The organism is Flavobacterium macacae, from assembly GCF_003865365.1.
Classification (GTDB): domain Bacteria; phylum Bacteroidota; class Bacteroidia; order Flavobacteriales; family Flavobacteriaceae; genus Flavobacterium; species Flavobacterium macacae.
In genome coordinates this window covers 1-12,692 of sequence record NZ_RQVR01000020.1, presented here as the reverse complement: position 1 = coordinate 12,692, position 12,692 = coordinate 1, and the positions used below count along the sequence as shown (strand labels likewise).

The 12,692-nt window shown below is 38.6% G+C and carries 11 protein-coding genes; 7 read left to right on the top strand and 4 right to left on the bottom strand.

The features are described from left to right. Positions 1-60 precede the first annotated feature (60 nt). Both EG849_RS13775 and EG849_RS13770 read left to right on the top strand, forming a co-directional pair. Positions 61-2,646, top strand: coding sequence for a phosphoenolpyruvate carboxylase (locus tag EG849_RS13775; protein ID WP_125013745.1), 2,586 nt, complete (start codon positions 61-63; stop codon positions 2,644-2,646). Between the two features lies 1 nt (position 2,647). Further along, positions 2,648-3,163: a DinB family protein gene (locus EG849_RS13770; protein WP_125013743.1), complete on the top strand. Its 516-nt coding sequence runs from the start codon at positions 2,648-2,650 to the stop codon at positions 3,161-3,163. Between the two features lie 481 nt (positions 3,164-3,644). Here the strand turns inward: EG849_RS13770 and EG849_RS13765 are convergent, their stop codons facing one another. The 4 genes from EG849_RS13765 to aroB form a co-directional block, all read right to left on the bottom strand. After that, positions 3,645-4,043, bottom strand: coding sequence for a DNA primase (locus EG849_RS13765; RefSeq protein ID WP_125013741.1), 399 nt, complete (start codon positions 4,041-4,043; stop codon positions 3,645-3,647). A 9-nt stretch (positions 4,044-4,052) separates the two neighbouring features. Beyond that, a complete protein-coding gene (locus EG849_RS13760) occupies positions 4,053-5,024 on the bottom strand; it encodes a deoxyhypusine synthase family protein (RefSeq protein ID WP_125013739.1) in 972 nt (323 codons plus the stop codon). Positions 5,025-5,146: 122 nt separating this feature from the next. Continuing rightward, positions 5,147-6,547, bottom strand: a complete 1,401-nt coding sequence (locus EG849_RS13755) for a type III PLP-dependent enzyme domain-containing protein (RefSeq protein ID WP_125013737.1) — start codon at positions 6,545-6,547, stop codon at positions 5,147-5,149. Between the two features lie 292 nt (positions 6,548-6,839). Next, entirely contained in the window at positions 6,840-7,907 is a 1,068-nt protein-coding gene (aroB, locus tag EG849_RS13750) for a 3-dehydroquinate synthase (protein WP_125013735.1), read from the bottom strand. A gap of 116 nt (positions 7,908-8,023) precedes the next feature. Between aroB and EG849_RS13745 the strand changes: the two genes are divergently transcribed. From EG849_RS13745 to EG849_RS13725, 5 genes are all read left to right on the top strand, one after another. Continuing rightward, positions 8,024-8,260, top strand: a complete 237-nt coding sequence (locus tag EG849_RS13745; protein WP_125013733.1) for a hypothetical protein — start codon at positions 8,024-8,026, stop codon at positions 8,258-8,260. Continuing rightward, positions 8,241-9,413 (top strand): proline dehydrogenase family protein, encoded by a 1,173-nt coding sequence (locus tag EG849_RS13740; protein ID WP_125013731.1) that lies wholly within the window; start codon positions 8,241-8,243, stop codon positions 9,411-9,413. The genes EG849_RS13745 and EG849_RS13740 overlap by 20 nt, the downstream gene beginning before the upstream one ends. A 309-nt stretch (positions 9,414-9,722) precedes the next feature. After that, the gene (locus tag EG849_RS13735; protein ID WP_125013729.1) at positions 9,723-10,118 is read left to right on the top strand and encodes a hypothetical protein; all 396 of its coding nucleotides are present in this window, start codon (positions 9,723-9,725) and stop codon (positions 10,116-10,118) included. 790 nt (positions 10,119-10,908) lie between these two features. Next, positions 10,909-11,997, top strand: a complete 1,089-nt coding sequence (locus tag EG849_RS13730; protein WP_125013727.1) for a nuclease-related domain-containing protein — start codon at positions 10,909-10,911, stop codon at positions 11,995-11,997. A gap of 269 nt (positions 11,998-12,266) precedes the next feature. Beyond that, positions 12,267-12,692, top strand: a complete 426-nt coding sequence (locus EG849_RS13725; protein ID WP_125013725.1) for a leucine-rich repeat domain-containing protein — start codon at positions 12,267-12,269, stop codon at positions 12,690-12,692.

The following is a 12,692-nucleotide window of genomic DNA, read 5'->3' as shown; positions in this document are numbered from 1 at the left end:
TAAGACCCTCTTGTGAAAACATGAGGGTTTTTTATTAATTTAAGGCAAAAATTAAAAAAAATGTACACTTCCCCAAAACTCGAAAGATTTGAAGAGCATGTGGCTTCTAAATATCAGATTTACAACAGTATGCTGATCACGCTTCCGTTTGATAATGTTGGAAATACCGGAATTATGTTGCCACTTTTTGCCGAAGTTTGTGAATCAGGGTTCAAAAATGAATGGAAGCCACAGCAGATTTTTGATTTTTTTTCTGAAAAATACCTGGATAGCGCTTCTGAACAAGAAAAAATTGACTTGATGTTTCGCTTCATTCAATACGTGGAGAGGCAAATCGTGCTTTTTGATGCCATTGAAGATTCGGCATTTGCGATCATAAATAATTTAGACGGCGCCAATTCTGTCCGAAACACCAAAGAAAGAGCAGAATCTAAAAACAGGATGCCTGAGTTAAAGAGTTTCTTTGAGGATTTTAAGATCCGAACGGTTTTGACAGCGCATCCAACGCAGTTTTACCCCGGTTCGGTTCTGGGAATTATCACTGATTTAGAGGAATCAATTACGGCAAATGATTTAAAAAGAATCAAGGAATTATTAGCTCAATTGGGGAAAACACCTTTTATCAAAAAAGACAAACCGACTCCTTTTGACGAAGCGGTAAGTTTGACGTGGTATCTGGAGAACGTTTTTTATGAAACGGCCGGAAACATAATGCAATACTTCCAGAAGAATGTTTTTGCAGGGGAACTGTTACAGAATCAAATTATCAATTTCGGCTTCTGGCCAGGTGGCGACCGCGACGGGAATCCGTTTGTGACAAATGAAATCACGTTGAGAGTGACTGACAGGCTTCGAACATCTATTTTAAAATGTTACTACAATGATATCCGTCAATTGAAGCGAAAGCTTACCTTTGCTGGTGTTGACACGATTTGGACGGAATTAGAACATAAAATTTACCGCTCGGTTTTTTACTCGAAAGGAGAGCTATATATTACGCTTGACGAAATGAAAGCGACTTTAATGCAAATCAGGGAACGAATCATCAGCAATCACCAATCCTTGTATTTGGATGATTTGGATAAGTTTATCAATAAGGTAAATCTCTTCGGATTTTACTTCGCAACGCTTGACGTACGCCAGAACAGCAAGATTCACGATGGCGTTTTTGATGAAATTGAAAAAGTGGCAAAAGAGGAAAATCTGAATGTTTATCCTGAAAATTATGACAATTTAAGCGAATCAGAACGTTTGAATGTTTTGATGGATGCGAAATCAAATTTGACTGCTGAACTATTTGAAGATGAGAATGCAAAATCAACAATTGATTCCATTTATGCAATAAAAACGATTCAAGAAAATAATGGTGAATATGGCGCCAACCGGTATATCATCAGCAATACGCAAAGCGCACAGCATATTTTAGAAACTTATGCTTTGTTTGGATTGTGCGGTTGGGAGAATCCTACGGTGGATATCGTACCGCTTTTTGAAACGGTTGAAGATTTGCATAATGCCGAGAAGATTATGGATATGCTTTATTCTAATGCAAAATATTTTGAGCATTTGAAAAGAAGAAATGGCAAGCAGACAATTATGCTTGGTTTTTCTGACGGAACCAAAGACGGCGGTTACTTGATGGCTAACTGGAGCATTTACAAAGCAAAAGAAGCGCTTACGGCAATTTCCAGAAAATATGATGTGGAAGTCATTTTCTTTGACGGACGTGGCGGACCGCCAGCCAGAGGAGGGGGAAAGACGCATAAATTCTATGCTTCGCTTGGACCAGACATTGAAAATAAAGAAATCCAGATCACAATTCAAGGCCAGACCATCAGTTCCAATTTTGGAACCTTAGATTCGTGCCGTTTTAATTTAGAAAATCTGTTGAGCGCTGGCGTTGCCAATCAAGTTTTTTACAAAGGCGACAACAAGCTTTCTGATTCTGAAAAAGAAATTTTGGAAGAATTGTCGAATGTAAGCTATCAAGAATATTCAAATTTCAAGAACCATCCGAAATTCATTCCCTATTTAGAGCGAAGAAGCGCTTTGAAATACTATTCTCTAGCCAATATCGGAAGCCGTCCTTCAAAAAGAAGCAAATCTGATACATTGGATTTTGAGGATTTGAGAGCAATTCCGTTTGTGGGAGCTTGGAGTCAATTGAAGCAGAATGTTCCGGGATTTTTTGGTGTCGGAACGGCTTTGAAACATTTTGAAGAAAATGGAAATTGGGATAAAATCCAAAAGCTTTACAACGATTCTTTATTCTTTAAAACGCTAATTGAAAACAGCATGATGTCTTTGGCAAAATCATTTTTTCCGTTGACTGCGTATATGAAAGAAGATGAAGAATTTGGTGAATTTTGGGAAATTATCTTCAATGAATTTAAAGAAACAAAACGACTTTTATTGAAAATTTCAGGCTTTGAAACCTTGATGGAAAACTATCCAGATGGTAAAGCTTCTATTCAAATGAGAGAACAGATCGTCTTGCCTCTCTTGACAATACAGCAATATGCATTGTCAAAAATTAACGAACTGAATGCTAACGAGAATCGCGATGAAGAACTTGTAAAAGTTTATGAAAAAATCGTAATGCGTTCGCTTTTTGGAAATATTAACGCTAGTAGAAATTCCGCTTAAAATGAAAATAAGTCAATTGGCAAACACAGAGTTTGCTCCTTTTTATGCTTCGTATGTCGCGCACGTTTCCGATGGAGATTTGCTTGAAGAATTAGAAATCTCCGTTCACGATTTGATTCGGTTTGTTCAAAATATTCCGATGGATAAATACGATTACCGTTATGTGGAAGGCAAATGGACAATCAAGGATATTTTGCAGCACCTGATGGATTCTGAACGAATCTTTGCTTACAGAGCGTTGCGAATTGCCAGAAATGACAAAACGCCCCTGCCAGGTTTTGAAGAAAATGATTATGCATTAAATGCGGGCGGCAGTGAAAGAAGTATTCGTGATTTATTGACCGAATTAACGCTTTTAAGGCAATCTACCATTCATTTGTTCAAGACGTTCAATGAAGAGGCTTTGCTTAGAACTGGAACGGCTTCTGGCTTCGAGATTTCTGTTCGTGCTTTGGGAGTAATTATTATCGGGCATCAGAAACACCATCAAAAGATTTTTGAGGAAAGGTATTTATAATTTAATAACAGAGAAATATTTTGTTCCTTGCGACATATCTATAATTTTTACGATTAGAAATAAAGTAAAAACAAATAAGAATAATGCAGTTCCTTTTTTACGATTGATTTTTTTTTTTGAGAATAGGCTAAAAATAAATAGGAGCAAGGCTATTGGAATTACAAATTTGAAACCTCGCGTTATTGTTGCCATTTTTAAATAAATGCCCAATACTGATAAACTCCAAAGCAGAAAAATTACATTCAGAGCAATTAATACTTTGAAGTCAAACCACTCTTGGCATCGGTTGTGTTTTGAGTTAAAAAAAAGCATCAGGTTTGGTTTTGGTTGAGATAAAAATATAGAATAATTTCTTATCTAATCTGTAAAACCGATGTAATTCAAATAAAACCGACCAAATTCATTCTTATAACTGTGTTGTAATCTTTGTCTTAAATAAAAAGGGGACTCCAATTGGAGTCCCCTTTTTTATCTGCAAGAATTAATCTTCTTCTTCATCGTCTTCTTCATCCGCGATGTCATTTACATCTCTGTCTTCGTCATCTTCGTCGTCCAACTCGATTTTTTCTTCTTTTTCTTCTTCTTCGTCATCATCGATATCGTCATCCAGGTCAAGTCCTTTGATGGCATCGATTGGTACAACAACGTCATCTAAATCGTCGTCTTCGTCGAAATTTTCAATTCTGCTTGCCAATTTCGTACTCACTTTTACTAAATAAATAGTGTCTTCAGTGCGGACTTCAACAGCCTCGATCATTTCGTCTTTTGCATTTCTGAAACGAATGATATTTGAGTCGTCATACCCGTCAGGGAATCTCTCAACAAGCAATGTCAAGATTTCATTGGTTAGTTTAGAATAATCTACAATAATTCTTTTCATACAATTTTATTATAAGTCTAATAGGTAGGCAAAAATTAATGGCGCCACGATGGTAGCGTCTGACTCAATAATGAATTTCGGAGTTTTGATATCTAATTTACCCCAAGTAATTTTTTCATTCGGGACAGCTCCTGAATACGAACCATAACTTGTAGTGGAATCAGAAATCTGGCAGAAATAACTCCAGAATGGTACGTCGTGCATTTCCATATCTTGGTATAACATTGGTACCACGCAGATTGGAAAATCTCCAGCAATTCCACCGCCAATTTGGAAGAAACCAACACCATTGCTGCTGTTTTTTGAATACCAGTCAGCAAGGAATGTCATGTATTCAATTCCAGATTTCATCGTTGAAGGTTTCAGTTCTCCTTTGATTACATAAGAAGCAAAAATATTTCCCATTGTGCTATCTTCCCATCCTGGAACGATAATAGGCAAGTTTTTTTCTGCTGCTGCATACATCCAGCTATCTTTTAAGTCAATTTCGTAATATTCTTCAAGAACACCTGAAAGCAACATTTTGTACATAAATTCATGTGGTAAATATCTTTCACCTGCATCATCAGCATCTTTCCAAATTTTATAGATGTGTTTTTGCAATCTTCTGAATGCTTCGTGCTCTGGAATACAAGTATCTGTTACACGGTTTAATCCTCTTTCCATCAAATCCCATTCTTGCTGTGGTGTTAAGTCCCTGTAATTTGGAACTCTTTCATAGTGAGAATGCGCAACAAGGTTCATGATATCTTCTTCAAGATTGGCACCTGTACAAGAAATAATTTGAACTTTATCCTGTCTGATCATTTCTGCGAAGATTTTTCCAATTTCAGCAGTACTCATTGCACCGGCCAAAGTCACCATCATTTTCGCACCGTTTTGCAATTGCTCTTCATAAGCTTTAGCTGCGTCTACTACTGTTGCAGAATTGAAATGCAAATAATACTTCTCAATAAACTGACTGATTGGTCCTTTACTCATTATTTTGTTTTTAAAAATTTATAACTTGATGGTTCAAATAATATTTGAATCGCGGGATTATTTATGTTTTCTATTTGGCAATATTACTACTATTTTCAAATTTTAAATTGCCAAGATGCAAATTATTTTTGTTTGTAACCTAATATTTTTAATACGTCTTCAGAGCTTTGCTGTTCCGAAAATACTTCTGTAGCCAAAATCCCATTTTCATCGCGGTCAATCAAAATGTGCTTTGGCTGTGGAATCAAGCAGTGGTGCAAGCCACCGTAACCGCCAATTGTTTCTTGATAGGCTCCTGTGTTGAAAAAGCCAATATACAACGGTTTTTCTTTGCTGTATTTTGGAAGATAGATGGCATTCATGTTTTGCTCAGAATTGTAATAATCATCGCTATCGCAAGTCATGCCGCCCAGAAGCACTCTTTCATACGTATCGTTCCAGCGGTTCACTGCAAGCATGATAAAACGCTTGTTGATCGCCCAAGTATCTGGCAGCGTGGTAATGAAAGACGAGTCAATCATGTTCCATTTCTCCCTGTCGTTTTGTTGTTTTTGATATAAAACTTGGTAGATCGCACCGCCGCTTTCTCCAACAGTAAATGATCCAAATTCAGTAAAGATGTTTGGAACATCCACTTCAGCTTCGTCACAAGCAATTTTAATCTGGTTCAAGATTTCGTCAATCATGTACTGGTAATCGAATTCAAAAGCCAAAGAATTTTTGATCGGGAAACCGCCCCCAATGTTCAAGCCGTCTAAAGTGGGGCATTCTTTTTTCAGGGCAATATACACTTTTATACATTTCACCAACTCGTTCCAATAATACGAAGTATCGTTGATTCCGGTGTTGATGAAGAAGTGGAGCATTTTCAATTCCAGATTTGGGTTTTCCTGAATCTGTTTTTTATAAAAGCTCACTATGTTTTTATATCCAATTCCCAAACGAGACGTATAAAATTCAAATTTAGGTTCTTCTTCAGCAGCAATTCGAATTCCGATTTTAAATTTACCCGGAATTTCTGCCTGAAGCAAATCTAATTCTTCGTAATTGTCAATGATCGGAATGGTATTTTTATGTCCGTTATTGATCAAGCGGGCAATGTTTGTAATGTATTGGTCTCTTTTAAAACCATTGCAGATTACATAGGTGCTTTTGTTGATTTTTCCGTTTTCAAGTAAATTTTCTACAATATTGATATCAAACGCAGAAGAAGTCTCAATGTGGATATTGTTTTTAAAAGCCTCGTTCATAATGAATTCAAAATGAGAGCTTTTAGTGCAATAACAGTAAAAATACTTCGCATCATACTTGTTTTTTTCCATTGCTTTCCTGAACCAGCCTTTTGCGCGGTTGATGTTGTTAGAAATTTGTGGCAAGTATGTGAATTTCAAAGGCGTGCCATATTGTTCCACGATTTTCATCAAATCAATGTTGTGGAACAAAAGGTTGTCTTTGTTAAGCTTGAACTCTTCTTGTGGGAAATAGAATGTTTGATTTATTAGATCAGAATATTTTGTATTCATTTATTTGTCAGTATTTTAAGTTTAAATATAGTAAAAATTATTTTTTAGCTAAAATTCAAACCCTAATATTTGCATAAATGATCGGTAACTTTTCTTGGTATGTATTTGAATATAAAAAAATATCAAAAACCATGATGCTTTTAATCGAACACAGAATTTTCAGTAAGTGCTGATAATACTTATTGTTTTCGCAGTCGCAAAATAAATAAAGAGATGGATTTTGGTTTATTTTCATTGGCGCAAATGTAAAAAATAATCTAACGGATATGCAATGATTTCTATTAAAAAATAATTAAGAATTATAATCTAAAAAAGCATCAATAATCAGTTCGTTTTCAGCAATTTGGTTGATTTTTATATTTCCGATGCCATCAAGCAAAGCAAATTGAATCGTTCCGTATTCGTTTTTCTTGTCGTGAACCAGCAATTCCTGTATCGGGGCGAGGTCTTTTTCTTCGAAAATAATCTTGTCAAAAATACTATTGATGACGGTTTTTATTTCCAGGTAATCACTTTCAGCAATCAATTCTTTTTTAAAGGAAATGTACCCTTCTAAAATCATTCCGGCCGCAATCGCTTCGCCGTGCAGCAGCGTGGCCTTAGTATCGTTTTCCAGGAAATAACTTTCGATAGCGTGTCCCAAGGTATGCCCGAAATTCAATGCTTTTCTGATGCCATTTTCTGTCGGGTCCTGCATCACGATGCTGTTTTTAATTTCAACAGATTGGTGAATTAAAACATCTAAATCGTCTGTATTTAAGTTGTTTAAGTCGGAGAACAGGTTCCAATATTTTTTATCATAGATCAGTCCGTGCTTGAGCATCTCCGCCAGGCCTGAACGCATCTGGTTTTGCGGCAATGTTTCTAAAAACTGGGTGTCGACCAAGACCATTTTTGGCACATTGATGACCCCGACCTGGTTTTTCAAGCTGCCTAAATCCACGCCGTTTTTTCCACCTACAGAAGCGTCCACCATGGCTAGCAATGTAGTAGGAACATGGATGAAATCAATTCCCCTTTTAAAGGTGGAAGCCACAAAGCCGCCTAGGTCGGTAACGACGCCACCGCCCACATTGATGACCAGACTTTTCCTGTCGCCTTTTAATTCGGTCAGCACTTTCCAAAGCTCGATGCAGGTCTCGATGTTTTTGTTTTCTTCGCCTGCTTCAAATTCGATGATTTCAATGGCCAGATCGGTTTCCAGATTTGGAAGGAAAACAGGGAGGCACTGTTCGTTTGTGCCGCTGTCGGCAAAGATGAAAATGTTTGAATATTTGTTTTCTGAAAGAAACTTATTTAATTCTGAATAGCCCTTTTCATTGAAATGTATTGGATATCCGTTGGCTTGGATCGTGTTCATTTTATAGTGTTTTTGTTGCTTTTTGGCCCTCATTTATGGATACTTCTGTACTGCCGTACTGATGTAAAGACAATGCTTATCGACAACGGCCGGGACCGAACCTTCTAAAAAATCAAATGGCTTCTCCAATAGCCCCGATGCTGCCGTTGCCTGAGCTCTTGCTTTTGCGCCAGAAAAAGCAAAGCGAGCGGCTGCAGCGGGAATTGCGACTGCTGGAAATGCCCCAGCATTTCGCTCTTACTGAAAAACTTAATTTTGAAAGGCAAAATAAGGCATTTTTTAAGAAAAAATCGCAAATGAGTAATTATATTTGCGGTATTATTAAACACACTAATGGAAAAGATTTTCAATAATACACAAGTGGCTTTTGCGTTAAAAAGCGATACGGAACTTGACAGGGCTTATTTTCTTTTTAAAATGATTGCATCGGAACCGCTGGTGCGCATTGGGACTGCGGTTACCAATTTTGCGCTGAAGGCACACCTGCCGGTGGAAGGCTTGATCAGGGCTTCGGTTTTTGACCATTTCTGCGGCGGGGTGAACGAGGAAGACTGCCTTTCTGTGGTGGACAAAATGTACACGAAAGGCAACGTTTCGTCTGTCTTGGATTATTCTGTGGAAGGAAAAGAGGCAGAGGAGCAGTTTGATTTTGCGCTTGACATGACCTTGAAAACCATTGAATTTGCTAAAGAAAGACAAGCGATTCCGTTTGCCGTTTTTAAGCCCACGGGCATCGGCAGGTTTGAGCTGTATGAAAAATTAGGCGAAGGAAAAACACTTTCGGTGGAAGAAGCGACGGAATGGCACCGCGTCTTGGAGCGTTTTGACCTGATCTGTAAAACAGCCCATGAAAAAGACGTTGCGCTGCTGATCGACGGCGAGGAAAGCTGGATGCAGGATGCTGCGGATAACGTGGTCTTGGACATGATGCGCAAGTATAACAAGCAGAAAGCGATTGTTTTCAATACGCTGCAGCTGTACCGCTGGGACCGACTGGATTATTTGAAAACGGTACATGAAATTGCCAAAGAAGAAGGCTTTTATATCGGGATGAAGCTGGTCCGCGGTGCTTATATGGAAAAAGAAAACAAGCGTGCGGCAGAAAAAGGATATATGTCGCCAATTTGCATTTCAAAGGAAGCGACGGACATCAATTATGACGCTGCCGTGCTCTATATGGTGGAGCATTTGGAGAAGATGGCCCTTTTTGCCGGAACCCACAATGAAGACAGCTCGTATAAACTGATGCAGCTGATGCGCCAAAACGGAATCGAGAAAGGGGATGAGCGCGTTTGGTTTGGGCAACTGTACGGTATGAGCGACAATATCAGCTATAATTTAGCGGCCAACGGATACAATGTGGCGAAATACCTACCTTTTGGGCCGGTCCGCGACGTGATGCCGTACCTGATCAGAAGGGCAGAAGAAAATACTTCTGTTGCCGGCCAAACCAGCCGGGAACTGAACCTGATCAAGACCGAAAGAGATCGAAGAAAAGGGAAGTAGCCTTTCTTTCCATCACTATAAAATCCTGAGCGAGCGCTCGGGATTTTTTCTTTGCAGCAACGGGCATTTCACTGCTGGGTTTGCATAGCTGCAATAGCGCCTTTGGGGCCTGTTTTACTCTTCGTAACTGCCGACAGTTCCTACTTAATTGGGGATTAAAAACAACGCCTGGTATTTGAGAACCGACCTGAATTATAGGAATCAGGCAATCTAATCTTAAAAAAGTGTAATAGGGCGCACTGTTTGAATTTATACCTTGCCTCCAATTATCGGACAATTCCCCCGGTTTCCGACGTAAAACAAATGGTCATGAAAAAATTATTTACGTCCGTGCTGCTTTTGGCCGCCGCGCTGGGCTATTCCCAATCTAACGGTGCCAGTATTTTCAAGTCGCAAAATTATACTATCGACGGTGTCCCTTATTTGGAGCCCGAAACGATCCTGACCCTTTCTGATTCTGAAATCAATGTCAAACCGCTCGGGACCTTGACGATTATAAAAAAGGCGGTTGCTGTCCGCAATACCTCTGTTTACCACTGCGAGTACCAGGGAAAGCCCGTGGAAGTCATTACTTTTATTTCTACGGATAAATTAAAAGTGACCGTGCGAGGCGAAAACCTAAAGCACGTTATCGAATCTGACCTGATCGACCCCAATAGAATAGAGGAGGCGTTTTCCAACACTCCTGTTTCTGCGCGACCTTGAGTCGCGCTTTACTTCTGACGTTATTGCCAATTGCGATCCTCATCCAAAGGGACTGTTGTCTTTCTTGAGGCGCTGTTTTTTTTGTACGTATTCCCGAGTGCCTTCTGTTTTACATAATTGTTTTCATACACTCCCCATACACTATCTATGCTTTATCTATGCCTTATCTGTGCTTGAAGGTGCAAGGTGACCCGTCCTAAAATAACTATACAGGTTATTAAATTAATCCTGCTTTAGCTATACAAATATAATTTTTAATCCTAAACTTGCTATACTGTCTCGTCCTAATTTAGCTATATGTCTCGTCCTGATTTAGCTATACAGATTAATAAATAAATCCTGATATAGTTATACAACTATAAATTTTAATCCTAAATCAACTATACAGCTGTTTTAAATGTTGATTCTCTTGTTGTAATTTTTCCATCTTTTAGATAAATACTCTGATTGTAGATGCGCCTGATTTGGGGTTACGTAATCACAACTTGAATGAGGTCTTATTTCATTATAGACTTTAAGACTTTGCCCCGTCGTAATTACGAACAATGGAAATTTCTAAACTTTTTAAATCAACTTGAATATTTTTATTGATTACAGACAATTAACGTATTTTAGCCAACAGCTTCAACAACGAATTCGAGAATTTGGCTTAATGGATTTTGATTTATATTTGATAAAATTTGGAAATCCGAAAATGGCGCTGAATTTGGTTTGAAACCCTCTATACTATTAAAGTATTAAAATTCGACGACCAATAGCGACTAACAAAACAGCCAGCAACCCTAAAATCATGTGCAGGACATACAACAAAATCGGTTCACTGACAGCTCTGAAATCACATTTGGAGAAAAACGGCGTGCATGATTTTAAGTCGCTGAAAGAGGTAATTGATTTCCAAAAATCATATGCGAATTCCAGACAGCATCTGATTCGACAGCATGAAAGCCTGATTCGCGAAGAAAAAAACAGCCTCGATAGAGAGCTGCCGGAATTAGAACTCGCTATAGAAATACAAAGACAGCAGGCAACGGAAAAATTAAAAGCCGAAATTGATCTTTTAAAAGAACAACTTGCTGTCTCGAAAAGCAGCACCGGCACAAACCTTTTTAAAAAGCTGGCCAGTGTCGTGAGCGATTGGAGGCGTACGGTAGAAATAAAGCGAAAGGAACACAATTTTGATACTGAAGTCGACAGGGCACTGGGCGGACTTGTTGAAGACTTCCAGCTTAAAAGCAATCGCAGCCGATTTATAGCTTCAGATTTTGAAGAGGCGGCGAGGCAGAGCGTGAAAAATCCCCTCTCAGAACTTGACCGAAAGAATGAGATAATAAAAGAAGGCAGCAATTATATCTATGGCGCCCTGGGAGAGCAAAAAGTAGCCAAGACACTCGAAGCGCTGTCGGACGATTTTTTCCTGATCAATGATTTCAACAGGTCATTTTCTCCCGCAATACACAACAGGCAGGAGAATGATTTCATAAAGTCGGTGCAGATGGATCACATACTGGTGGCGCCGTCGGGTATCTTCCTGATTGAGACAAAAAACTGGAGTGAAGAATCATTAGAAAATGCAAGCTTGCGTTCCCCCGTAGCACAGGTCAGGAGGGCGAACTTTGCATTATTTTACCTATTGAATAATAAAAGGAGCAATTACCGCTTGCGTTTGGACGGGCACCACTGGGGCGATAAAAAAATACCGATCAGGAATCTGATCGTGCTTGCCGGCACAAGGCCCAAAGAGGAATTCCAGTATGTGAAGGTGCTTGCCGCAGGCGAGCTTCTCAATTATGTAAGTTATTTCAAGCCTATATTTTCAAGTGCAGAGACAGAGGCCATTGCAGAAATGATTTTACGGATGAATGGGCAAAGCGATATATAGGAAACTATTTTGGTCTCCCAATATGCAGCTGTGGCCTTCCCTTTCTCTGGGGTGGCAGAAAACACAAGACTCGAAACCCAAGAGCCAGAACCCATCCATTCCAGCAAAATAGTTAAAAGCACTAGGCAGTTTGTACTCTTTTTACTTACTTTTGGTAACAGTTTGTTTATTGTTTTGTCATGCAGATAGGCTGTATAAGTACGATAAAATCATACCTATAATCAAGTACCGCGTCATCTTTTAAGATTGTAAATATTAAAACAAATACAATGAAATTAATAATAATCGTTTATACGGTAGCTACATCTTGCCAGTTTTGTGCAGCTCAATCTAAAGGCAAAAAAATCGAAACCAAAAAGGAGACGCCTGAATTACTAATTTTAGATGACAATTTTGCGTCTTCTCATTCAGATAATTCCGTTACAATGTCTGTTTCTGCAAAAAATCTTCATGGTTACAAAGTGTACACTAGTATTTCTGAAGTGATAAAATCTCCAATGGAAGTTTTCATTCTAGATTTGTCATCTGAGAATTTGACTAAAATGCCAGAAGAAATAAGAACCTTCACCAATCTTAAGGCGTTGGATTTTTCATTCAATAGCATAAATGAAATTCCTGATTGGATAGTTGAACTGGAAAAAACGGTCAAATTGACCACCCAATTCCAGTTCAAATTGACCACCTGTTTCGGTTGA